Here is a 22069-nt window from a genome sequence, read left to right as displayed (position 1 = left end):
TCGTGGCCCCAGCGCCACGGAAAACGGCGCGCTGGGGCCACGACCCGGGGCGAGGTCAGACCAGCTTGCGGAACAGCGGCATCGGCGCGTGCTTCATGACGACGCTCAGCGGCGCCCACGGCAGCGGGGGCACGCAGGCGGAGTCCTTCTCCTTCTCGATCGCGGCGACCATCGCGCGGACGCCCTTCTCGGTCGAGACCAGCATCGGCGGGTTGCCGCCGGTGCCGTCGTTCATCTCGGAGGCGATGAAGCCCGGGTAGAGCACCGTCACCTTGATCGGCGTGCCGTGCACGTCGGCGCGGACGCCCTCGGCGAGGTGGGCGACCCCGGCCTTGGTGGCGGCGTAGGTCGCCGTCGCGCCCGGCATCCCGCGCATCGCCGCCATCGACGAGATCATCACGAGGTGGCCGGCGTGCTGCGCGCGGAAGACCTCGAGCGCCGCGTCGGTCTGGGCGAGCGCCCCCAGGAAGTTGGTGACCGCGGTCTGGCGGTTGGCGTGGTGCTTGCCCGTGCCGAGCGGTGCGCCCTTGCCGAGGCCCGCGTTGACGATCACGCGGTCGAGGTGGCCGAGGGTGGCGGCCAGGTCGGCGAACACGGCCGCGACGGCATCGTCGTCGGTGACGTCGAGCTCGCGGACCTCGACCCGGCGGCCGGGGTGGGCGGCCGTGATCTCCGCCCGCAGCTCCTCGAGCCGGTCGAGGCGACGGGCGCAGAGCGCGAGGTCGTGCCCGAGCGCGGCGAACTGGCGCGCCATCTCCGCGCCGAGACCCGAGCTGGCGCCGGTGATGAGGATCGTCTTCGTCATGGCGCCAGTGTGACCGACGGGTCGGGGGACCGCTCGATCCGTCGCGACAGCAGGGCCAGGCCGAGCGCCCCGGCCGTGAGGGCGAGGGAGACGGCGACGGGGGCGCGGTACCCGGCCCCCGCGGCCAGCACCAGCCCGCCCAGGGCGGGGCCGAGCGCGTTGCCGACGTTGAACGCGGAGACGTTCACGGCCGAGGCCAGCGTCGGGGCGTCGCCGGCGAGGCCGAGCACGCGCGCGTTGATGGCGGAGGCGATCGAGAACGCCGCGATGCCGAACAGGGCGGAGGAGGCCACGATCGCCCCCGGCAGGTCGGCGGTGGCCGCGAGCACGACGAGGGCCACCGCGAGCGCCACGAGGGAGGCCTGCACGTTGAGCAGCAGGTTGCGGTCGGCGTAGCGGCCGCCGAGCGCGACCCCCGCCACCGAGCCGAGCCCGAAGGCCAGGAGCACCACGGGGACCCAGCCCTCCGTGAGGCCGCCGACGTCGGTGACGACGGGCGCCAGGTAGGAGAACGTGCAGAACACCGCCGCCTGGAACAGTGCGGTCGTGCCGAGCGCGACCCAGAGCGGTGCGCGGCGGAAGGTCCGGAGCTCGCGGCGCAGGACGGCGCCGTAGGACGCGTCCCCGACCTCCCGCGTCTCCGGGACCAGCAGGGCCGTGGCCACGGTCGCGAGCAGGGTGAGCAGGCCGACGGCGAGGAACGCGGCACGCCAGCCGCCCTGGCTCCCCACGAGCGACCCGAGCGGTACGCCGACGACGTTCGCGACGGTGAGCCCCCCGACGACGACGGCCATCGCGCGCGCCGTGGCGCCCGGGGGCGAGATCGCCACCGCGGTCACGGCGGCCACCGCCCAGAAGGTCGCACAGGCGACCGCGGCCACGACCCGGGTGGCGAGCAGCGTCGCGTAGTCGTCCACGACGACCGCCGCCAGGTGCGCCACGGCGAAGACCACGGCGGAGACGAGGAGGGTGGTGCGCCGCGGCAACCGGAGCGTCAGGAGCGCCATGGCGGGGGCGCCGACCACCATCCCCACGGCGAAGCCGCTGATGAGCCCGCCCGCGGCCGGGATGCTGACGTCGAGGTCGCGCGCCAGGTCGGGCAGCAGCCCGGCGAGCATGAACTCCGACGTGCCCAGGCAGAAGATGGTCGCGCCCAGCACGAGCACGGCGAGGGGCAGGCGGGGCGGGGAGCCCGGACGGTCCGAGGTCATGGCGCGACGACGTCGTCGATGAAGGCTTACCGAGCTCTCAGCGTGACGCGTCGACGACCTGGGTGCCGACCGTGGGGGCGCCGGGGGAGTGCTGCGCCGGCTCCTCCACGGAAGCGGGGTGGAGGACCCCCCGTTCCTCCGGGTGCGGCTGCGGCAGCAGGGTCGTGGCGAGCACCAGCAGCAGGCCCAGCAGCACGGCGACGGCGACCGACGGCCAGAGCGGGGACGTGGCGCGGAGCGTGGTGCTCCCACGACCGGGTGCGGGCTGCATGCGGGGGTTCCTCCTCGGGGGGCGGGGCGGTGCGCTTCCTCCCCCAAGGACGCGTGAGACTCCCCGACGGTTGCACACCGCTCCAACCGACTGCGTCACACCGCCGGGTCTCGAACGGCGCCTGGGCGCGAGGGCACAGCCGGTCACGCCGCCACGGCCGCGTCGCGGGTGGTGAGGAGCATCGCCGCGGCGAGCTCGCCGACGAGCCGGTCGAGCTCGGGCCCGGCGGTGGCGTGGTGGTCGGCGACGTCGAGGAACGTGGCCGTGCAGCCGGCGCCGGACGCGGCGTACACGCAGCCGTCCCGCACGTGGCCGAAGCGCCGCTCGCCGGCGTCGCGGAGGCGGCGGACGTCGCTGCGGAGCCGGGGCGGGAGGTCCGGGATCCCGGTGCTCCCGATGAGGGTCGCGAGCCGCTGGAGGATCCGGCAGACCTCCTCGACGTCGTCCACGACGCGTACCTCGGCCGCCACCTGCGGCAGCGGCACCCAGGGCCGGTCGCGCAGGGCGTGGCGGGCCCGGGCGGCGAGGTCGGCACGCCGTTCCGTGGTCGCCAGCGCGTCGGTGGCGAGGCGGGGGTCGGAGCGCTCGAGGGCGAGGAGCGTGGAGGAGTACGCCGCACGCGCGGCACGGAGGAGCAGGTCGACGTCGGCGAACTTGAGCACGGGCCCACGGTGCCCGCGGTAGAGGGCGGGGTGGCGGCTCGCTGACGGACCCCTGACGGCGTGGGGCCCTGTCTTGACGGGATCTGTCGTCGGTGCGCGCGTCGGGCGTGGGACGTCATGCGGTGCGGTGCCTCGGGGCAGCGGTTCGCATGACGTCCGGGAGGGGGGTGGTGCCCGGGGCAAGAAATGTGCGCCTGGGGCAGCCCGGATCGAGCTGGACCCGTCCCAGCCGCACAGTTCCGCGGCCCGCCGGGCGCGACCCCGCCCGACCCGGTGGCGCCTCAGTCGGCCATGCGGTCGCGACGCCACCGGTGCTCGGACCGGAACCGGCGGAACAGCCTGACGCCGATGACGACCATCAGCACCGGGGTGACCACGACGAGCGCGATGCGCACGGGCACGGGGACCGGCTCGAGCCGCTGGACGACGAGGACCACGATCAGCACGGTGGTCAGGCCGAGGTCCTTGGCCCGTTCGCGACCAGGCCGCTTGGGCGGGGTGAGCCGCTCGACCTCGGCAACGCGTCGCGCGGAGACCGAGTCGGGATGCCGTCGCGCGTACCGGATCCGAGCCGCCGCGAGCAGCGAGCCCGCACCCAGCAGGAGCGCCAGGACCGCGGCCACGATCCCGAACGGACGGGCGTCGTCGGCACCGCGGAACGCGAGGACGGTCATGACGGCCGCCGCCACCAGGCAGATGGCGCCGTTCGCCAGCATCTTCCCGGGGGTGAGGGCAGTCCGCTCTTCGGGCCTGCTCACGATGCGTCTCCTGCTCGTCGACGGTGAAGGCAGGCCCCCGATGACCTGGACCGTCGCTACCCACGAGCCGAGCCGGCAAACACGGCGGTTCCCGCTCTCACCCCGGGACGTCATGCGCCGCGGTGCCCCCGACCGGCGATCCGCATGACGTCCGCGAGGGGATCGACTCCCCACCCCCCACAAAAAGACAGTCTTGACTGTTTGTTGCCGCCTGCGCCACGATCCCCTCGTGTCCGCCCCCCACATCGCCGAGCCCGCCGCCGGCCGCGTCCCCCAGGGCGAGCGCACGCGGGCGATGCGCGCCCGGCTGCTCGAGGCCTGCGTGGACGTGCTGGTGGAGCGGGGCTGGGCCGGTACGTCGACGACCGTCGTCTCCCAGCGCGCCGGCGTCAGCCGCGGTGCGCAGCTCCACCACTTCCCGTCGAAGACCGACCTGGTGGTGGCGGCGGTGGAGCACCTGGCGGCGGTACGACGCGAGGAGCTCACCCGCGCCGTCGCAGCCCTCCCGGCCGAGGCGCGGAGCACGCGCGCAGTGCTGGGGCTCCTCGCCGAGCTGTTCACCGGCCCCGTCTTCGCCGCCGCCCTCGAGCTCTGGGTCGCCGCCCGGAGCGACGCGGCCCTGCTCGAGGTGGTGGCCCCGTTCGAGCGGCACCTCGGGCGGGAGACGCACCGCTTCACGGTCGAGCTGCTCGGGGCCGACGAGGAGCGGCCGGGGGTGCGCGAGCTGGTGCAGGCGACGCTCGACCTGGTGCGCGGCCTCGGTCTCGCGCAGACGCTCGGCGACGACTCGGCCCGCCGCGCCCGGATCCTCGACCAGTGGGCACTGACCCTCGACGCCGCGCTCGACACCGCCGCGCCCGACACCGCCGCACCCGCCACGCCAGCCCTCCAGGAGATCCCGTGACCGATCCGAACCCCGTGCTCGAGGGCGTGCTGGCCGACCTGGCGGCGCTCACCCAGCGCCTCGACGACCGCGTGACGGACCTCCCCGACGACGCCACCGGCTGGCGCCGCGCGACCCCGGCCGCGGGCTGGGACGTCGGGGCCCAGGTCGCCCACCTCGCGTGGACGGACGTCGCCGCGGCCACGGCGGCCCGCGCCGTACGGGGTGAGGAGGAGAAGGCCGCATGGGACGCGATCGTCATGGTCGCGATCGAGGACCCGACCGGCTTCGTCGACCGGAGCGCCGCGGAGGGGGCCGCGGTGCCGGCCGCCGACCTGCTCGCGCACTGGCGGGCCTGCCGCGCCGACCTCGTCGCCGCGCTCCGCGCGCTGGCGGCGGAGCGACCGGGGGAGAAGATGCCGTGGTTCGGTCCGCCGATGAGCCCGGTGTCGATGGGCACGGCGCGCTACATGGAGACCTGGGCCCACGGCCTCGACGTGACGGACGCCCTGGGGATCGACGCGCAGCACGACGACGGCGTGCGCCACGTGTGCCACATCGGCGCACGGACCCGCGGCTTCTCCTTCGCGACGCGCGGGCTGGAGGCGCCGACGGCCCCGGTCCACGTGCGCCTGGCGCTGCCGTCGGGCGCCACCTGGACCGACGGGCCGGAGGACGCCGAGCAGCGCGTCGAGGGTCCGGCCGTCGACTTCGCGCGGCTCGTCACGCAGCGTGCGCACCGCGACGACCTCGCCCTCACCGCGACGGGACCCGACGCCGACCGCTGGCTCGACATCGCCCAGGCGTTCGCCGGCCCCCCGGGCGAGGGCCGCGCCCCCGACGCCACTCCCCGCACCCCCACCACCGAAGGAGCGCGCGCATGACGGGAACCAGCAGCGACCTGCTGCGCATCGGCAACTGCTCGGGCTTCTACGGCGACCGACTCTCCGCCATGCGCGAGATGCTCGAGGGCACGACCACCGGACCCGACGGCCGCCCGCACGGCATCGACGTCATCACGGGCGACTACCTGGCCGAGCTCACCATGCTCATCCTCGGCAAGGACCGCATGCGCGACCCGGAGGCGGGCTACGCGAAGACCTTCCTCCGCCAGGCGGAGGACTGCCTCGGCCTGGCGCTCGAGAAGAACGTGCGGATCGTCAGCAACGCCGGCGGCCTCAACCCGGCGGGCCTGGCCCGGCGGCTCGCCGAGGTGGCGCGCGGTCTCGGGCTGAGCCCCCGGATCGCGTACGTCGCGGGCGACGACCTCGTCCCGGGCCTGCAGGCGGGCACGGTCCGCCTCCAGCCCGCGGCGGGCGAGGAGCGCGACCTCGCGGACGCCCTCACGGCCAACGCCTACCTCGGCGCGTTCGGCATCGCCGAGGCCCTCACGGCCGGCGCGGACGTCGTCGTCACGGGCCGGGTCACCGACGCCTCGGTGGTCGTCGGGCCCGCCGCGGCCCACTTCGGCTGGACCCCGGACGACCACGACCAGCTCGCCGGCGCGGTCGTCGCGGGCCACGTCATCGAGTGCGGCTGCCAGGCCACCGGCGGCAACTTCTCCGGGTTCGGGGACCTGCCCGCCGACGCGCTGACGACCCCGCTCGGGTTCCCGATCGCCGAGGTGCGGCGCGACGGCTCGTTCGTCGTCACGAAGCACGACGGCACCGGCGGCGCGGTCACCACCGACACGGTGACGGCGCAGCTCATGTACGAGATCCAGACCCACCGCTACCTCGGCCCCGACGTCACCGCCCACCTCGAGTCGGTGCGGCTCACGCAGGAGGGGCCCGACCGCGTGCGCGTGGACGGCGTCACCGGCAGCGCCCCGCCGCCGCGCCTCAAGGTCGCCGTCAACGTGCTGGGCGGCTGGCGCAACAGCCTCGAGCTCGTGCTCACCGGTCTCGACATCGACGACAAGGCCGCCTGGGTGCGGGCGCAGGTGGAGTCGGCGCTCGACGCCTCGCCCGCCGGCCGGCCCCGCGACCGTCGCCTGGTCCGACACCGGCCCGGCGACCCCGGACGCCCCCACGGAGCAGTCCGCCTCCGTGCTGCTCCGCGTGACCGCGCTCGACCCGGCCCCCGAGCCCGTCGGTCGTGCCTTCACCTCGGTGGCCGTCGAGCTGGCGCTCGCGTCGTACCCGGGCTTCGCGATCACCGCGCCGCCCGCCAAGCCGGTGCCCTACGGCGTCTACCACCCGGCGTACGTCGACCGCGCGGCCGTCGAGCACACCGTCGTGGTGCTCGACGCCGACGGGTCGGAGAAGGAGCGCGTGCTGGTGCCGCACCCGGCGCGGACCGTCGAGCCGGACGACGGGGAGCTCGCGCGGCGACCCTCGCCGTACCCCGCGCCCGTCGACACGCTGACCCGCCGCGTGCCGCTCGGCTCCTTCGTCCACGCCCGGTCGGGCGACAAGGGCGGCGACGCCAACATCGGGCTGTGGGTCGCGACGAGCGGCCACCGGCACGACCCGGAGCGGTACGCCGCGCGCGTCACCTGGCTCACCAAGCTCATCTCCCCGAGCCGCATCCGCGAGCTCGTGCCGGAGGCAGCCGATCTCGAGGTGGAGGTGTATCCGTTGCCGAACCTCGGTGGCGTCAACGTCGTCGTGAAGGGCCTGCTCGGCGAGGGGGTGGCCGCGTCGACGCGGTTCGACCCCCAGGCGAAGGGCCTGGGCGAGTGGGTCCGCAGCCGCATGGTCAGCGTCGAGGACGCGCTCCTGTGAGCGCGCGGACCGACGTGACGACGTCCCTCACGGGCGACGTCGTCTTCACGGCGACCCCCGAGCGGCGGGCCCTGCGGGAGGCGGCCGCCGCGTTCACTCGCCGCGAGATCGCCCCGCACCTGCAGGAGTGGGAGGACGCCGGGGCGCTGCCCCGCGAGCTCCACGCGGCCACCGCGAAGGCGGGCCTGCTGGCCGTCGGGTTCGACGAGGCCGTCGGCGGCGACGGTGGCGACCTCCTCGACTCCGTGACGGTCACCGAGGGCATCTTCGAGGCCGGCGGCTCCGGCGGGCTGATCGCCAGCCTCTTCACCCACGGCATCGCGCTGCCCCACATCGCCACCGCCGGCGACCCCGACCTCGTCGACCGCTTCGTGCGGCCCACGCTGGCCGGCGAGACGATCGGCTCCCTCGGCATCACCGAGCCCGAGGGCGGCTCCGACGTCGCCTCCATCCGCACGCGGGCGGTGCGCGACGGCGACCACTTCGTCGTCAACGGCGCGAAGACGTTCATCACCTCGGGCACCCGCGCCGACTTCGTGACCACCGCGGTGCGCACCGGCGGCGAGTTCACGCCCGGCCAGGGCCACGGCGGCGTGTCGCTGCTCGTCATCGAGGCCGGCACGCCCGGCTTCTCCGTCGACCGCGGGCTCGAGAAGATGGGGTGGCACTGCTCCGACACGGCCCAGCTCTCGTTCGTCGACTGCCGCGTCCCGGTCGCCAACCTCGTCGGCGCCGAGGGCACCGGCTTCATCCAGATCGCGCAGCAGTTCGTGGTGGAGCGGATCGGCCTGGCCGTGCAGGGGTACGCCGCGGCCGCCCGCTCGTTGGCGCTCGCCGCGGCGTACGCGCAGGAGCGGGAGACGTTCGGCAAGCCCCTGGCGTCGCGGCAGGTGGTGCGGCACAAGCTCGTCGAGATGCGCCGGCAGGTCGAGGTCGCCCGCACCTACACCCACGCGGTGGCCGCGCGCCACGTCGCGGGGGAGCAGGTCATCGCGGAGGCGTGCCTCGCGAAGGAGACGGCGGTCAAGACCGCCGAGGCGGTCTGCCACGAGGCCGTGCAGCTGTTCGGCGGCACCGGCTACATGCGGGGCTCGGAGGTCGAGCGGCACTACCGCGACGTCCGGCTCCTCGGCATCGGCGGCGGCGCCAACGAGGTGCTGGCGGACCTCTCCGCCCGCCTGCTGGGGTACGCCGCGTGAGCCGCCCGCGACTCCTGCGTCCGCTCGGCGGCGAGGTGTCGGTGCACGTCGCGGCGCCCGTCGACCGGGTCTGGGCGCTGGTCAGCGACGTGACCCGGATCGGGGAGTTCTCGCCCGAGACGTTCGAGGCGCGCTGGACGCGCGGGTCCACCGGCCCGGCGGTCGGCGCCACCTTCAAGGGCCACGTGAAGCGCAACGGGGTCGGCCCGACGTACTGGTCGGGGTGCCGCGTCACCCGCTGCGAGCCGGAGCGGGTCTTCGAGTTCGCCGTCGGCACGGACGCCGTGCCGATCAACAACTGGGGCTACCGGCTGGAGCCGGAGGGCACGGGGACGCGGGTCACCGAGTACTACCGCCTCGAGCCCAGCCTGCCCCTGCGCCTCTACTGGCTGGTCCTCGGGCCGCTGCGGGGACGCACCAACGAGCGCGGGATGCGGACGACGCTCGAGCGCATGAAGACCGTCCTGGAGGAGGAGCAGTGAGCGAGACCGTCACGGTCGAGCAGGAGCGTCGCGCGGCGATGCTCGAGAAGCTCGACGCGCTCGACGCCGAGCACGCCAAGGCCGTCGCGGGCGGCGGGGAGAAGTACGTCGAGCGCCACCGGCGTCGCGGGAAGCTGCTGGCGCGCGAGCGCATCGAGCTGCTCGTCGACGAGGGCACGGCGTTCCTCGAGCTCTCGCCGCTGGCCGGCTGGGGCTCCGACTTCACCGTGGGCGCCTCGCTCGTCACCGGCATCGGGGTCGTCGAGGGCGTGGAGTGCCTCATCACGGCCAACGACCCGACCGTGAAGGGCGGCGCGTCGAACCCGTGGACGCTGAAGAAGGCGTTCCGGGCGGCGCAGGTCGCGGCGGAGAACAACCTGCCGACGATCGCGCTCGTCGAGTCGGGCGGCGCCGACCTGCCGACCCAGAAGGAGATCTTCATCCCCGGCGGCAAGATGTTCCGCGACATCACGCGGGCCTCGGCCGACCGGCGCCCCACCATCGCGCTGGTCTTCGGCAACTCCACCGCCGGCGGCGCCTACATCCCGGGCATGAGCGACTACACCGTGATGGTCAAGGAGGGCGCCAAGGTCTTCCTCGGCGGCCCGCCGCTCGTGAAGATGGCGACGGGCGAGGAGTCCGACGACGAGTCGCTCGGCGGCGCCGAGATGCACGCCCGGGTCTCCGGCCTCGCCGACTACCTGGCGGCCGACGAGCACGACGCGCTGCGGATCGGGCGCCGGATCGTCGCGCGCCTCGGGCACCGCAAGGCCCGCGCGGACCGCGAGCTCCCGGCGTACGCCGAGCCGGACCTCGACCCCGAGGGCCTGCTCGACCTCGTGCCGACCGACCTGAAGGAGCCGTTCGACCCGCGGGAGGTGATCCTGCGGCTCGTCGACGGCACCCGGCCGGGCGTGGGGCCGGACGCCAACGTGCCCTTCGACGAGTTCAAGCCGCTCTACGGCCCCTCGCTGGTGACCGGGTGGGCCCGCATCCACGGGCGGCCCGTCGGCATCCTCGCCAACGCCCAGGGCGTGCTGTTCAGCGAGGAGGCGCAGAAGGCGACCCAGTTCATCCAGCTCGCCAACCAGGTCGACACGCCCCTGCTGTTCCTCCACAACACGACGGGCTACATGGTCGGCGCGGAGTACGAGCAGGGCGGGATCATCAAGCACGGCGCGCAGATGATCAACGCGGTCTCCAACTCGACCGTGCCGCACCTGTCGGTCGTCATGGGCGCGTCCTACGGCGCCGGCAACTACGGCATGAACGGCCGCGCGTTCGACCCGCGGTTCCTCTTCACCTGGCCCTCCGCCAAGTCCGCCGTCATGGGTCCGGCGCAGCTCGCCGGGGTCATGGAGATCGTCGCGAAGGCCTCCGCGGAGTCGAAGGGCCAGGAGTTCGACGCCGAGGGCTTCGCGGGCATCAAGGCCTACGTCGAGCAGCAGATCGAGGAGCAGTCGCTGCCCTACTTCCTGTCCGGGATGCTCTACGACGACGGCGTCATCGACCCGCGCGACACCCGGACCGTGCTCGGCATCTGCCTGTCCGTGATCGACAACAACCCGACCCGGGGCGCCGAGCGCTTCGGCGTCTTCAGGATGTGACGCACCGATGATCCGATCCGTTCTGGTCGCCAACCGCGGCGAGATCGCCCGCCGCGTCATGGCCACGTGCCGCCGCCTCGGCATCGAGACCGTCGCCGTGCACTCCGACGCCGACGCGGACCTGCCGTTCGTGGCGGAGGCGGACCGCGCCGTACGCCTCCCGGGGAGCACGCCCGCCGAGACCTACCTGCGGGCCGACCTCGTGCTCCAGGCCGCGCGGGCGTCGGGCGCGGACGCCGTGCACCCGGGCTACGGCTTCCTGTCGGAGAACGCCGACTTCGCCCGCGCCGTCGTCGAGGCGGGCCTGACGTGGATCGGGCCGTCGCCCGCGTCCATCGAGGCCATGGGCGACAAGATCCGGGCCAAGGAGCTCATGCTCGACGCGGGCGTGCCGCAGCTCGACCGGCTCGAGCCCACCGCCGTGACGGCCGCCGACCTGCCGGTGATCGTCAAGGCGTCGGCCGGTGGTGGCGGTCGCGGGATGCGCGTCGTGCGCGAGCTCGACGACCTCGAGGCGGCCGTGAAGCTGGCCTCCGACGAGGCCGCCTCGGCCTTCGGCGACCCCACCGTCTTCGTCGAGCGCTTCTTCGAGCGCGGCCGCCACGTCGAGGTGCAGGTCGTCGGCACCCCCGAGGGCGTCGTCGTGCTCGGCGAGCGGGACTGCTCCCTGCAGCGCCGCCACCAGAAGGTCGTCGAGGAGGCGCCGGCCCCCGGCCTGCGCGAGGAGACCTGGCGGGCGCTCCACGAGGCCGCCCGCCGCGCGGCGGACGCGATCGACTACCGCGGCGCCGGCACCGTCGAGTTCCTCATGGACGCGGCGTCCCAGGAGTTCTTCTTCCTCGAGATGAACACCCGGCTCCAGGTCGAGCACCCCGTCACCGAGCAGGTCTTCGGCATCGACCTCGTGGAGGCGCAGATCGCCGTCGCCGAGGGGCTGCCGCTGCCGGACCCGCGGCGCGAGCCGCAAGGGGCACGCGATCGAGGTGCGTCTCTACGCCGAGGACCCGGCCGCCGACTACCAGCCGCAGTCGGGCCTGCTGACGGCCTTCGACGTGCCCGGCGCCGACGTGGCCTTCACCGTCGACCCCGGCCCGTCGGGCCTGCGGCTCGACGCGGGCTTCGCGGCCGGTACGGAGGTGGGGACGCACTACGACGCGATGCTCGCGAAGGTCATCGCGTGGGCGCCGACCCGTCGGCAGGCCGCCCGGTCGCTGGCCGGCGCGCTGCGGCGGGCACGGATCCACGGCGTGCGCACCAACCGCGACCAGCTCGTCGCGCTGCTCGAGGACGAGGCGTTCCTCCGCGGCGACGTGTCCACGGCGTTCCTGGGGGAGCGGGACTGGGTCACGCCGGTCGACGACGACCGGGTCGGGCGGGCCGCGATGGCGGCCGCCCTCGGGCTCGCCGAGGCTGCCCGTGCGGAGCGCGTCGTGCAGACGCGGATCCCGGTGGCCTGGCGCAACGTGCCGTCGCAGCCGCAGCTCACGTGGTTCGAGCACCCGGACGGCGACCTCGCCGTCGCGTGGTGGGGCGGCCGGGACGGCTACCGCGTCGAGGGCCTCGACGGGACCGTCGTCGCCGCCGCTCCCGACGAGGTGACGTTGGAGAGCGGGGGCGTGCGCGCGACGTACCGGCTCGTGGTGCCGCCGGGCGGTGCCGGCACGGTCGAGGTGGACGGGCCCGACGGGCACGTGGCGCTCGACGTGGTCCCCCGCTTCATCGACCCCGCCGACGCGGTGGCGAGCGGCTCGCTGCTCGCGCCGATGCCGGGCACGGTCGTGCGGGTGGCCGTGGAGGCGGGGGCGACGGTCGCCGCGGGCGACACGGTGCTCGTGCTCGAGGCGATGAAGATGCAGCACGCGGTCGCCGCCCCCCACGACGGCGTCGTCGCCGAGGTGGGCGTGGCCGCCGGTCAGCAGGTGGCGGCGGGCGACGTGCTCGCGGTCGTGGAGCCGGTCGAGGACTCGGCCGAGGACGAGGGAGAGCAGGCATGAGCGCGATGTTCACGGAGCCCGACGAGCGCGTGGCGCTGCGGGAGGCGGTCGGGAAGCTGGCCGGCAAGTACGGCCACGAGTACGTCGCGAAGCAGGCCCGCGACGGCGGCAAGATGACCGAGATGTGGCTCGAGATGGGCCGCTCCGGGTTCCTCGGCGTCAACATCCCCGAGGAGCACGGCGGCGGGGGCGGCGGCATGGCCGACCTCGCGGCGGTGCTCGAGGAGTCGGCCGCGGCCGGTGCGCCGCTGCTCATGATGGTCGTGAGCCCGGCGATCTGCGGCTCGATCATCAACCGCTGCGGCACGCGCGAGCAGAAGGAGCGCTGGCTGCCCGGCATCGCCGACGGCACCCACCTCATGGCCTTCGGCATCACCGAGGCCGACGCGGGCTCCAACTCGCACAACATCACGACGACGGCCACGCAGGACGGCGACCACTACGTCCTCAAGGGCCAGAAGACCTACATCTCCCGGCGTCGACGAGGCGCAGAGCGTGCTCATCGTGTCGCGGATGAAGGACGCCAGCACCGGGAAGCTGCGCCCCGCGCTGTTCGTCGTGCCGACCGACGCCCCGGGGTTCGGCAAGCAGGTCATCCCGATGGCGTGGCAGGCGCCGGAGAAGCAGTTCACGCTCTTCCTCGACGACGTGCGCGTGCCGGCGACGTCGCTCGTCGGCGACCCGCACTCCGAGGACGGCGGCATGTGGCAGCTCTTCGCCGGCCTCAACCCCGAGCGGATCATGGGTGCCGCGTTCTCCTGCGGCATGGCGCGCTACGCGCTCGACAAGGCGGTGGCCTACGCCAAGGAGCGCTCGGTGTGGCGCGAGGCGCCCATCGGCGCGCACCAGGGCATCGCGCACCCGCTCGCGAAGGTGAAGATCGAGCTCGAGCAGGCGCGGCTGCTGTGGCAGAAGGCGGCGGCCCTGTACGACGCGGGCGACGACTTCGGCGCGGGCGAGTACGCCAACATGGCCAAGTACGCCGGCGGCGAGATCGCCTGCAACGCCACCGACGTCGCGGTGCACACGCACGGCGGGAACGGGCTGACCGTGGAGTACGGGCTCGCGAACATGCTCGTCGCCGCGCGGCTGGGCCGGATCGCGCCCGTGAGCCGCGAGATGATCCTCAACTTCGTCGCGATGCACACGCTGGGGCTGCCGAAGTCGTACTGAGCGCGGGCCCTCGTGGGCGCCCCCGGCCGCCGGACGTCATGCGCTGCGGTGGCCGGGGGCGCCGTCGCGCATGACGTCCGGCGAGGGGAGGGCCCGCTACTTCAGCGGGTCGTGCCCCCAGTTCATCAGCGAGTACCGCCAGTTCGTCTCCGACACGTCGCCGTCCGGCCGCTGCTTGAGGTGCCGGTGCACGTAGCCCACGACCTTCGTCATGTGGGCCGCGTCGTCGTCGGTGAGGTCGGTCTTGTTGGTCCGCTTGATCTCGACGATCCGGCGCCCGGACTTGTGCCCGGTCGACTCGCCCGACCCCTGCCCGACGGACTTCGACTCGTCCGTCCCGAGCCACTTCTCGAGCTCGGCGGGGGCCATGTTCACCGCGTCCTGCCAGTCGTCCCACACCTCGGCGACGGCGTCGTTGGTCTCGCTCATGGCACGACGCTACGAGCGGGGGACAACCACACCTCACACGTTGCGCTCGCGCCGCTGGCGGCGCCGTCCGACTACAGGTCAGGGGAGGTGGAGCCCGCTGGCACCGGGCGCGAGGCCGAGTGACGCCGCGTGCTCCCGCAGGTACTCCCGCAGGTAGGGCAGCGCATAGTCGACCTTCCCGTGGCCGGCCGAGACGATCACCCCTGCCTCGATGAGTCGCTGCTTGTAGGTGTTCGCGTATTGCGGCTGGACCCGCATCCGACGCGCGATCTCGCCCATCCGGCTCGGGCCGCGGTCATGACTCATGGCGACGAGGAAGGTCTTGTCGACGTCGGAGAGGTCGGCCAGTGCGGTCTCGTGCACAAGGCTCCCCATGCGTCGCCGCGCGGCCTCGACGGCCTGCTTCGCGTGCGCGACCGTGGCGACGGTCGCTCCCCGCGACGCCCTCCACAGCTGATGACCGACGAGCTGGATGAGGAAGGGGTAGCCCGAAGTCCCCGCCGCCGCGAGACGTGCTGCCTCTGGCTCGAGCGTCCGTCCTGCCTCTGCCATCGTCGAGCTGATGGCGGCCTCTACCTCCTCGATCGCGACGCCCCCGAGTGCGTGGCGGCTAGCACGCCGCAAGAACGTCAGCACGTCGTCGGACAGCAGCCCTGCCACCGCCGAAGGAAGCCCGGCCATCGCGAGCGCGAACTCGCGGCCCTCACGGATGAGGTGCTGGGTCAGCGCTGCGACCGCGCGCAGGTCGGCACTCGCGCCCCGATGGACCTCGTCGATCGTGATGAGAAGTCCCGTGCCGTGGCGTTCGAGGTCGTCCAGCAACGCGGTGACCCTTTGGCGGAGGTCGTCCTCGATCTCGGGCGTCAGTTGCGTGGTCACGCCCACCAAGCCCGGCAGGGTGGCGCCCGTGATGCGTCGGCGAGGGCGGGGGACGCGCTCCTCGAGGATTCGCGCGACTCGGACGTCCAGACGCTGCGCCAGCCCATCGGTGGCGGTCTCCGTGAGCGCGAGCCAGCCGTGGCGCAGGGCCATGTCCTCGGTCTCGTTGAGCATGACCGTCTTGCCGACACCACGTACGCCTGTGAAGATCGTGATTCGTCCCGGCGAACCAGGCCCGTCGACGAACGTGTCTGCGAGCTCGTCGAGAAGGTCACCCCTGCCGACGAGGACCGGCGGGTCTGCGCCCGCGGTGGGTTTGAAGGGGTTGGCGGTCACGATGCGGCCTCCGAGAGCGCTGACGGCTCTTGTTAGTCGTTGTTAGTCCTTATTAGTCCTTCTTAATCGGAGGATAGCGTCGGACTCGGTGACCGACGCGTCAGGCGCGTTCGAGTCGCTGCCCCTCACCTCACACATCCCTGACCTACGTCGTCAGACCTCCGACGGCCCGCACGGGGCCGACGCGAGCAGGAGGAGACGGACATGCGGGTGGCAGTTGCCGGCGGTACGGGGCTGGTCGGGGCGCTCACGGTGGCGGAGCTCGAGCGGGCGGGGCACGAGACCGTCGTGTTGGCGCGCTCGACGGGCGTCGACCTGGCGCGGGACGCCGACACGTTGACGGAGGACCTGGCGAAGCGCCTGGTCGGGGTCGACGTCGTCATCGACGTGCTCAACGTGATGACGCGGGACGCGACGGAGTCGGCGGAGTTCTTCGGCCGCACGACGGCGGCGCTGCTCGCGGCGGAGGACAGTGCCGGTGTGGGCCACCACCTGGTGCTGTCGATCGTGGGCATCGACCGGGTCCCTCACGACTACTACGTCGGCAAGCTGCGTCAGGAGGAGCTGGTGACGGCCGGGCCGGTGCCGTGGACGATCCTCCGCGCGGCGCAGTTCCACGAGTTCGCCGGGCAACTGCTGGGCGGCCTGACCTTCGGGCCGATCGGCCTCGCCCCCCGCATGCCGGTGCGCCCGGTGGCGGCGGCGGAGGTCGCCGCGCACCTGGCCCGGCTCGCGGTCGAGCCGCCCCGCCGGGCCACCCTCGACCTCGCGGGCCCGCACCGTGAGGACCTCGCGGCGATGGTCCGCCGGACGGCCCGGCGCGACGGGGGGCCGCGCCTCGTCGTACCGGTGCGGGTGCCCGGGGCCTACGGCCGCGGCGTGCGGGCCGGAGCGCTCGTGCCGGAGGCGCCGGACCTCGTCGGGCAGCAGTCGTTCGCGGAGTGGCTGCGGGCGCGGTGACCGCACTCAGTGCGCGGCGAACCGCTTGTTGACCACGCGGGTGAGCCACGCCGGCGAGAAGCGCGACGCGACGGAGAGCACCTGCGTCTGGCGGCCCACCGGGAAGTGGACCTGGTGGATCGCTCGCGCGGCGCGGCCCGGCTCGACGGTCGCGAGGATCTCGTCGGCCACGTCCTGGGGGCCCAGGCGCACGCCCAGTGTGTCGGTCGTGCCGGTGCGCACGCCCTCGAGCATCGCGGTCTGCACGAACAGCGGCCACAGCGCCACGACACGGATGCCCTGCGGACCCCACTCGATGTCGAGCGCCTCGGTGAGGCCACGGACGAAGAACTTGGTGGCGCTGTAGTTCGCCAGCTCCGCCTGGCCGTAGATCGCCGACGCCGAGCAGAGGTTCACCAGGGTCGAACCCGGCTTCAGGTGCGGGTGGGCGGCGTGGGCGCCGTTGACGACGCCGCGGACGTTGACGTCGATCTCCTTGTGGTGGCGCGCGACGTCGATGTCCTCGAACTTGCCGGCGAGCAGGATGCCGGCGTTGTTGACGAGCACGTCGAGGCGGCCGGTCTGCTGGACGAAGTCGTCCACGGCGTCGCGGAAGGCGTCCGCGTCGGTCACGTCGAGCCGTCCGACGACGGCGGTCGCGCCGACGGCCTCGATCTCGGTGGCGAGGGTGGCGAGGCCGGCCTCGTCGAGGTCGTAGCCGCCCACGGTCCAGCCCTTCCTGGCGAACGTGAGCGCGGTGGCACGGCCGATACCGGCAGCGGCGCCGGTGATGAACACGGTGCGGGAGGTCATGGGCGTATTGCTACCACTGGGTAACCAACCGGGTCAGCAGGTCGTGAGGTGGACCACGCAGGTGCCTGGTCCCTCGGCGTGAGGACGGCGGCAGGGCGGGCCGGGGCGCCTCCGGGGTGAGGACAACGCGGACGGGCGCGAGCCGGGCGAGGAAAGTGCGCGGGCGGCCCGGGACCGTGAAGGAAGACGCGGACCGGACGGGGCCGGGAGCCGGGCGTGTCGGGCCCAGGGTCCGCGTTCTCTTTCGCCCCGTCGAGGACCGGTCCGCGTTTTCTTTCCCCGGGCGCCCCGGCCCCGGCCCGCCCCCGGACCGGCCCCGGCGCCGAGCCGGGCTTGGCCCCCTCCCGCACGCTGGCGCCATGCACGCGCGGCTCGTCCTCCCCCACCAGCTGTTCGACGAGCAGCGCACGGCCGACGCCGACCTGCTCGTGCTCGTGGAGCCCGACCTGTTCTTCCGGCAGTACGCCTTCCACACCCACAAGCTCGTCCTCCACCGCGCCTCGATGCGCCGCTTCGCGGCCGAGGTGGAGCAGGCGGGCCGCGCGACGGCGTACGTCGAGAGCCGGGGCGACCGCGAGACCGAGGCCCAGCTGGTCGACCTCCTGCGCGAGCGCGAGGTGACGGAGGTCAGCTGGTTCGACGTCGTCGACGACTGGCTCGACCGGGACCTGCGTCGGGTCGCGGACCAGGTGGGTGCCGGGACCACCGTCGAGGAGACGCCCGCGTTCCTGACGTCCGACGCCGACGTGCAGGAGCAGCTCGGACGGCGGCGGGGGAGCCGGCCGCGGATGTCGACGTTCTACGCGTGGCAGCGCCGACGTCTCGACGTGCTCATGGACGGCGACGGGCCGGTCGGTGGGAAGTGGTCGTTCGACGAGGACAACCGCGAGCCCTACCCGAAGGGCGGCCTCGACGTGCCGCCGCTGCCGCGCCTGCAGCGCGACGAGCACGTGCGGGACGCGATCGCGTGGGTCGCCGCCGAGTTCCCCGACAACCCGGGCGACCCGGACGACTTCCGGTGGCCGACGACCCGGTCCCAGGCGAAGCGGTGGCTCGCGAGGTTCGTCGAGGACCGGCTGCGGCGCTTCGGTCCCCACGAGGACGCCATCGCCGCCGACGAGCCGTTCCTCCTCCACAGCACGCTCAGCCCCGTCATCAACATCGGGCTGCTCTCGCCGCGCGAGGTGCTCGACGCGGTCCTCGCGGCCGACGACGTGCCGCTCCCCAGCCTCGAGGGGTTCGTGCGGCAGGTGATCGGCTGGCGGGAGTACATGCGCGGCATCTACGTCACGCAGGGCCGTCGCCTGCGCAGCACCAACCGGCTGCACCTCACCCGGGGCCTCGGTCCGGGCTGGTGGGACGGCTCGACGGGGCTGCACCCGGTCGACGTCGTCGTGCGGCGCGTGCTCCGCCACGGCTACGCCCACCACATCGAGCGCCTCATGGTGATCGGCAACGCGATGCTGCTGCTGCGCACCGACCCCGACGACGTCTACGAGTGGTTCATGGCGCTGTTCGTCGACGCCTACGACTGGGTGATGGTGCCCAACGTCTACGCGATGAGCCAGTTCGCCGCCGCCGAGGCCATCACCACCAAGCCCTACGTGTCGGGCTCGAACTACGTGCTGAAGATGAGCGACTTCTCCAAGCGGGACGGGGAGGCGGGCTGGGCGGACGCCTGGGACGCCCTCTACTGGCAGTTCGTCGACGACCACCGGGACGGCTTCGCCGCCAACCCGCGCACCTCGATGGCCGTCCGCACGCTCGAGAAGATGAAGGGCGCGCGCCGCCGCGAGCTGGCCGAGGTCGCCGATCGGTGGCTGGGCGGCGACGTACCGGGGGTGACGCCGGAATGAGGGTCCGCTTCGACGGCGAGATCGCCGGCGTCGGGTCCGCCGGCGGCACCCGCGTCGTCGTGGGCCGCTGGGTGCGCTCGCCGTTCGGCGAGGTCGCCGACGCGATGGTCGAGACCGCGGCGGGGCACCGCGTGCTCGTCGCGCCCACCCGGGAGCTGGCGGACTTCATCGCCGCGACGTACACCTTCGACGAGGTCCGCATCGAGCCCACCACGCTCGTCGCGGGCCCGGACGCGCGGCGCTTCACCAGCGCCTCGCTCGACCTCGCGATCGGCGTCGGCCGCCCCACGGCGCTCGGCCGGCTCGTCGGCCTGGTGCCGCGCCGCATCGCGACCGCTCCCGCCTGGTGCGCGGTCACCGACCCGGTCGCCCGCGTCGTGCTGCGCGGGGTGCGCACCCGCGGGACGGCGGGCGGCGGCCGCCGGGAGTGGTACGGCGCGACCGGCGTCCGCGCGGTCACGACCCTCGACGGGTCGTTCGACGGGGTGCCGCTCGGGGAGCTGCGGCCCGTGGACCCGCCGTGCCGCTTCGGGTTCAGCTCGACACCGCCGCGCCCGAGCCTCACCGCGGTGGTCACGACCATCGACCTGCCCGGCGCCCGCGCCGTAGGGTCGCAGGATGCAGGCGACCGTGGAGATCGAGCGTGACCTGTCGGCCCCACCCGACCGAGTCTGGCGCGCGCTGACCGAGGCCGACGAGCTGAGCGCCTGGTTCTGGCCGGAGCGGTTCGCGGCCGTCGCCGTCAGCGACCCCGTCGAGGACGGCGTGTGGCGCGTGGTCTCCGACGTGGTCGGCATGGGCGTCAGCGGACGCTACGAGGGCGCCTGCGCCCCCGGCTGGGCGCGCTGGACGTGGCGCTGGGACGGCGAGGAGCAGGAGAGCACCGTCTCGGTGGGCCTCGAGCCGACGTACGCCGGCACGCGGCTCCGCGTCGTCCACTCCGGTCTGCGCCACGAGGACCTCGACTCCCACCGCGAGGGCTGGGAGGGCTGCCTCGACCGGTTGCCGGAGCACCTGGCCAAGCCCCTCGCCCTGTGACGACCCGCTGACGGTCCCGTCCGGGGTCGGGCTGGGGTGCTACTTCACCGCCAGCACGGGGATGTCGGCCTCGAGGATGACCTTCTGCGACACGCTGCCGAGCAGCAGCTTCCCGACGGGGCTCCGGCGGCGCACGCCGACGACGACGAGCACCGCCCCCAGCTCGGTGGCCCGCGCGAGGGATCGCCTCGGAGGGGTCGGGGTCGCGCAGCTGCTCGACCTCCACCGCGACGGCGGCACCGGCGACGCGCGCCCGGAGCTCGGACAGGTCGTCCGGCGACGCGCCGCGCTCCTCGAGCGGCGCCTCCCCGGTGAGCACGTTGACGACGTGGGCGGGGACGCCGAGGCGCTCCGCGTAGTGCAGGCCGGTGGCGAGCACCGCCTCGGCGGTGTCGGTGGCGGCGTGGGCGATGAGGACGGTCACGGTGTGCTCCTGCGGTTCGTGGGATCGAGGGGTGGGGGATCGAGGGGTGGGGGCGAGCCGGGCCGGCTCAGTCGTCCTCGACGAAGACGACGTCGCGCTTCTTGCGGATCGCCGGCAGCACGGAGACGACCAGCACGGCCAGGCCGATGGCGAGGAGCGAGGCGGAGAGCGGCCGCGTGACGAAGGTCGAGGGGTCGCCCTGCGAGATCAGCATCGCCCGGCGGAAGTTGTCCTCGAGCAGCGGACCGAGCACGAAGCCCAGCAGCAGGGGAGCCGGCTCGCAGCCGCACTGGATGAGCACGAAGCCGAGCAGGCCGAAGAACGCGATCATCAGCACGTGGTAGGCGTTGAGGCCGACCGCGTAGGTGCCGATCGAGGCCAGCACGACGATCGTGGGGAAGAGGATCCAGTACGGCGTCTTCAGCATCCGCACCCAGATCCCGATCAGCGGCAGGTTGAGCGCGACGAGCAGCGCGTTGCCGACGAACATCGAGACGATGAGACCCCACACCAGGGCGGGCTGCTCGTCGATCACGGTCGGGCCCGGCGTGATGCCCTGGATGATGAACGCGCCGATCATGAGCGCCATCACCGGGTTGGACGGGATGCCGAGGGTCAGCAGCGGGATGAAGGACGTCTGCGCGGCCGCGTTGTTCGCGGACTCCGGGCCCGCGACGCCCTCGATGGCGCCGTGCCCGAACTCGCCGGGGTTCTTCGAGAGCTTCTTCTCCATGGAGTACGACGCGAACGACGCCAGGATGTGACCGCCGCCCGGGAGGATGCCGAGCAGGGAGCCGACCACGGTGCCGCGCCCGACGGGGCCGGGCATCCGCTTGAAGTCGGAGCGGCTGGGCCAGAGGCTCGTGACCCCGCCGACCAGTCCACCGCGGCTCTGCGGGTCGCGCAGGTTGCGGAGGATCTCGGCGATGCCGAACACGCCGACCGCGAGGGCGACGAAGCTGATGCCGGAGAAGAGCTCGGGGATCCCGAAGGCGAACCGGGGCTGCCCCGTGTAGGTGTCCTGGCCGACCGTGCCGAAGAGGATGCCGAGCGCGATCATCGCCAGGGCCTTGAGCACGGACCCGCGTGCGAGGGCGATGGACATGACGAGGCCGAGCACCACGAGGGCGAAGTACTCCGCCGCGCCGAACGACAGCGCGACCTTCGCCAGCGGGGGCGCCGCGACGGCGAGCACGACCGTCGCCACGGTGCCCGCGGCGAAGGAGCCGAGCGCCGCGGTGGCCAGGGCGACGCCGGCGCGTCCGCGGCGGGCCATCTCGTGGCCGTCGATCGCCGTCACCGCCGACGACGACTCCCCCGGGAGGTTGATGAGGATCGCGGTGGTCGAGCCGCCGTACTGGGCGCCGTAGTAGATGCCCGCCAGCATGATGAGCGCGGTGGTGGGGCTGTCGAAGTTGAAGGTGATCGGCAGCAGCATCGCGATCGTCGCGGTGGGGCCGATGCCGGGCAGCACGCCGACGGCGGTGCCGAGGGCCACGCCGATGAGGCAGAAGAGCACGTTCTCCCACTGCAGGGCCGTCTCGAGGCCGAGCGCGAGGTTCGAGAAGAGGTCCACGGTCGCCC

The 22069-nt window shown here is 73.7% G+C and carries 22 protein-coding genes and 3 pseudogenes; 15 read left to right on the top strand and 10 right to left on the bottom strand.

Features of this window, described 5'->3' with window-relative positions; all coding sequences use genetic code 11:
* Nucleotides 1-55: 55 nt before the first annotated feature.
* From QE405_RS16370 to QE405_RS16350, 5 genes are all read right to left on the bottom strand, one after another.
* Nucleotides 56-805 (bottom strand): SDR family oxidoreductase, encoded by a 750-nt coding sequence (locus QE405_RS16370; protein WP_307202666.1) that lies wholly within the window; start codon nucleotides 803-805, stop codon nucleotides 56-58.
* Nucleotides 802-2016, bottom strand: coding sequence for a Cmx/CmrA family chloramphenicol efflux MFS transporter (locus QE405_RS16365; RefSeq protein ID WP_307202665.1), 1215 nt, complete (start codon nucleotides 2014-2016; stop codon nucleotides 802-804). The genes QE405_RS16370 and QE405_RS16365 overlap by 4 nt, the downstream gene beginning before the upstream one ends.
* A gap of 37 nt (nucleotides 2017-2053) precedes the next feature.
* Nucleotides 2054-2287 (bottom strand): hypothetical protein, encoded by a 234-nt coding sequence (locus tag QE405_RS16360; RefSeq protein WP_307202663.1) that lies wholly within the window; start codon nucleotides 2285-2287, stop codon nucleotides 2054-2056.
* Nucleotides 2288-2430: 143 nt separating this feature from the next.
* Nucleotides 2431-2949, bottom strand: a complete 519-nt coding sequence (locus QE405_RS16355; protein WP_307202661.1) for a hypothetical protein — start codon at nucleotides 2947-2949, stop codon at nucleotides 2431-2433.
* 281 nt (nucleotides 2950-3230) lie between these two features.
* The gene (locus QE405_RS16350; RefSeq protein ID WP_307202658.1) at nucleotides 3231-3707 is read right to left on the bottom strand and encodes a hypothetical protein; all 477 of its coding nucleotides are present in this window, start codon (nucleotides 3705-3707) and stop codon (nucleotides 3231-3233) included.
* A 229-nt stretch (nucleotides 3708-3936) separates the two neighbouring features.
* Between QE405_RS16350 and QE405_RS16345 the strand changes: the two genes are divergently transcribed.
* From QE405_RS16345 to QE405_RS21095, 11 genes and pseudogenes are all read left to right on the top strand, one after another.
* Complete coding sequence (locus tag QE405_RS16345; protein ID WP_307202656.1) at nucleotides 3937-4611, top strand: TetR/AcrR family transcriptional regulator; 675 nt, start codon at nucleotides 3937-3939, stop codon at nucleotides 4609-4611.
* Nucleotides 4608-5474: a TIGR03084 family metal-binding protein gene (locus tag QE405_RS16340; RefSeq protein ID WP_307202654.1), complete on the top strand. Its 867-nt coding sequence runs from the start codon at nucleotides 4608-4610 to the stop codon at nucleotides 5472-5474. Before QE405_RS16345 ends, QE405_RS16340 begins: the two co-directional genes overlap by 4 nt.
* Nucleotides 5471-6499: pseudogene (locus QE405_RS16335) on the top strand (acyclic terpene utilization AtuA family protein); the annotation flags it as partial. The gene QE405_RS16340 and the pseudogene QE405_RS16335, both read left to right, overlap by 4 nt.
* Before the next feature lie 139 nt (nucleotides 6500-6638).
* Nucleotides 6639-7316, top strand: a complete 678-nt coding sequence (locus QE405_RS16330; RefSeq protein WP_307205978.1) for an AtuA-related protein — start codon at nucleotides 6639-6641, stop codon at nucleotides 7314-7316.
* Nucleotides 7313-8515 carry an acyl-CoA dehydrogenase family protein gene (locus tag QE405_RS16325; RefSeq protein WP_307205902.1) on the top strand — a complete coding sequence of 401 codons (1203 nt, stop codon included), beginning with the start codon at nucleotides 7313-7315 and terminating at the stop codon, nucleotides 8513-8515. The genes QE405_RS16330 and QE405_RS16325 overlap by 4 nt, the downstream gene beginning before the upstream one ends.
* Nucleotides 8512-8997 carry an SRPBCC family protein gene (locus QE405_RS16320; protein WP_307202651.1) on the top strand — a complete coding sequence of 162 codons (486 nt, stop codon included), beginning with the start codon at nucleotides 8512-8514 and terminating at the stop codon, nucleotides 8995-8997. Before QE405_RS16325 ends, QE405_RS16320 begins: the two co-directional genes overlap by 4 nt.
* Before the next feature lie 38 nt (nucleotides 8998-9035).
* A complete protein-coding gene (locus QE405_RS16315; RefSeq protein ID WP_307205901.1) occupies nucleotides 9036-10604 on the top strand; it encodes an acyl-CoA carboxylase subunit beta in 1569 nt (522 codons plus the stop codon).
* A 7-nt stretch (nucleotides 10605-10611) separates the two neighbouring features.
* Nucleotides 10612-11490 (top strand): annotated as a pseudogene (locus QE405_RS16310) (ATP-binding protein); the annotation flags it as partial.
* A 97-nt stretch (nucleotides 11491-11587) separates the two neighbouring features.
* A complete protein-coding gene (locus QE405_RS16305) occupies nucleotides 11588-12598 on the top strand; it encodes a biotin/lipoyl-containing protein (protein ID WP_307205899.1) in 1011 nt (336 codons plus the stop codon).
* Nucleotides 12595-12888 (top strand): annotated as a pseudogene (locus tag QE405_RS21100) (acyl-CoA dehydrogenase family protein); the annotation flags it as partial. The gene QE405_RS16305 and the pseudogene QE405_RS21100, both read left to right, overlap by 4 nt.
* A gap of 223 nt (nucleotides 12889-13111) precedes the next feature.
* Nucleotides 13112-13771 (top strand): acyl-CoA dehydrogenase family protein, encoded by a 660-nt coding sequence (locus tag QE405_RS21095; protein ID WP_444939688.1) that lies wholly within the window; start codon nucleotides 13112-13114, stop codon nucleotides 13769-13771.
* 96 nt (nucleotides 13772-13867) lie between these two features.
* Here the strand turns inward: QE405_RS21095 and QE405_RS16295 are convergent, their stop codons facing one another.
* A complete protein-coding gene (locus QE405_RS16295; RefSeq protein ID WP_307202649.1) occupies nucleotides 13868-14200 on the bottom strand; it encodes a DUF3140 domain-containing protein in 333 nt (110 codons plus the stop codon).
* A gap of 78 nt (nucleotides 14201-14278) precedes the next feature.
* On the bottom strand, nucleotides 14279-15415 hold the full coding sequence (locus tag QE405_RS16290; RefSeq protein WP_307202647.1) for an ATP-binding protein: 1137 nt from the start codon (nucleotides 15413-15415) through the stop codon (nucleotides 14279-14281).
* 204 nt (nucleotides 15416-15619) lie between these two features.
* On the opposite strand from QE405_RS16290, the gene QE405_RS16285 reads away from it, so the two are divergent.
* Nucleotides 15620-16375 (top strand): SDR family oxidoreductase, encoded by a 756-nt coding sequence (locus tag QE405_RS16285; protein ID WP_307202645.1) that lies wholly within the window; start codon nucleotides 15620-15622, stop codon nucleotides 16373-16375.
* Between the two features lie 6 nt (nucleotides 16376-16381).
* Here the strand turns inward: QE405_RS16285 and QE405_RS16280 are convergent, their stop codons facing one another.
* On the bottom strand, nucleotides 16382-17167 hold the full coding sequence (locus QE405_RS16280) for an SDR family oxidoreductase (protein ID WP_307202641.1): 786 nt from the start codon (nucleotides 17165-17167) through the stop codon (nucleotides 16382-16384).
* A 359-nt stretch (nucleotides 17168-17526) separates the two neighbouring features.
* On the opposite strand from QE405_RS16280, the gene QE405_RS16275 reads away from it, so the two are divergent.
* From QE405_RS16275 to QE405_RS16265, 3 genes are read left to right on the top strand one after another with little or no spacing between them, the layout of a single operon-like run.
* Nucleotides 17527-19023: a cryptochrome/photolyase family protein gene (locus tag QE405_RS16275; protein ID WP_307202640.1), complete on the top strand. Its 1497-nt coding sequence runs from the start codon at nucleotides 17527-17529 to the stop codon at nucleotides 19021-19023.
* Nucleotides 19020-19670, top strand: coding sequence for a hypothetical protein (locus QE405_RS16270; protein ID WP_307202638.1), 651 nt, complete (start codon nucleotides 19020-19022; stop codon nucleotides 19668-19670). The genes QE405_RS16275 and QE405_RS16270 overlap by 4 nt, the downstream gene beginning before the upstream one ends.
* Nucleotides 19642-20061, top strand: coding sequence for an SRPBCC family protein (locus QE405_RS16265; RefSeq protein WP_307202636.1), 420 nt, complete (start codon nucleotides 19642-19644; stop codon nucleotides 20059-20061). Before QE405_RS16270 ends, QE405_RS16265 begins: the two co-directional genes overlap by 29 nt.
* 39 nt (nucleotides 20062-20100) lie before the next feature.
* Here the strand turns inward: QE405_RS16265 and QE405_RS16260 are convergent, their stop codons facing one another.
* Nucleotides 20101-20301: a universal stress protein gene (locus QE405_RS16260; protein WP_307202634.1), complete on the bottom strand. Its 201-nt coding sequence runs from the start codon at nucleotides 20299-20301 to the stop codon at nucleotides 20101-20103.
* Between the two features lie 251 nt (nucleotides 20302-20552).
* The gene (locus QE405_RS16255; protein ID WP_307202632.1) at nucleotides 20553-22061 is read right to left on the bottom strand and encodes a tripartite tricarboxylate transporter permease; all 1509 of its coding nucleotides are present in this window, start codon (nucleotides 22059-22061) and stop codon (nucleotides 20553-20555) included.
* Between the last annotated feature and the right edge of the window lie 8 nt (nucleotides 22062-22069).

The organism is Nocardioides zeae, from assembly GCF_030818655.1.
In the GTDB taxonomy this organism is placed as follows: domain Bacteria; phylum Actinomycetota; class Actinomycetes; order Propionibacteriales; family Nocardioidaceae; genus Nocardioides; species Nocardioides zeae_A.
This window is presented reverse-complemented; position numbering and strand designations above follow the sequence as displayed.

What these genes read in the sequence shown, in the direction of transcription:
- QE405_RS16370 (WP_307202666.1), bottom strand. Translation starts at nt 805, where the DNA reads ATGACGAAGACGATCCTCATCACCGGCGCCAGCTCGGGTCTCGGCGCG.
- QE405_RS16365 (WP_307202665.1), bottom strand. Translation starts at nt 2,016, where the DNA reads ATGACCTCGGACCGTCCGGGCTCCCCGCCCCGCCTGCCCCTCGCCGTG.
- QE405_RS16360 (WP_307202663.1), bottom strand. Translation starts at nt 2,287, where the DNA reads ATGCAGCCCGCACCCGGTCGTGGGAGCACCACGCTCCGCGCCACGTCC.
- QE405_RS16315 (WP_307205901.1), top strand. Translation starts at nt 9,036, where the DNA reads ATGCTCGAGAAGCTCGACGCGCTCGACGCCGAGCACGCCAAGGCCGTC.
- QE405_RS21095 (WP_444939688.1), top strand. Translation starts at nt 13,112, where the DNA reads ATGAAGGACGCCAGCACCGGGAAGCTGCGCCCCGCGCTGTTCGTCGTG.
- QE405_RS16295 (WP_307202649.1), bottom strand. Translation starts at nt 14,200, where the DNA reads ATGAGCGAGACCAACGACGCCGTCGCCGAGGTGTGGGACGACTGGCAG.
- QE405_RS16285 (WP_307202645.1), top strand. Translation starts at nt 15,620, where the DNA reads ATGCGGGTGGCAGTTGCCGGCGGTACGGGGCTGGTCGGGGCGCTCACG.
- QE405_RS16280 (WP_307202641.1), bottom strand. Translation starts at nt 17,167, where the DNA reads ATGACCTCCCGCACCGTGTTCATCACCGGCGCCGCTGCCGGTATCGGC.
- QE405_RS16275 (WP_307202640.1), top strand. Translation starts at nt 17,527, where the DNA reads ATGCACGCGCGGCTCGTCCTCCCCCACCAGCTGTTCGACGAGCAGCGC.
- QE405_RS16270 (WP_307202638.1), top strand. Translation starts at nt 19,020, where the DNA reads ATGAGGGTCCGCTTCGACGGCGAGATCGCCGGCGTCGGGTCCGCCGGC.
- QE405_RS16265 (WP_307202636.1), top strand. Translation starts at nt 19,642, where the DNA reads ATGCAGGCGACCGTGGAGATCGAGCGTGACCTGTCGGCCCCACCCGAC.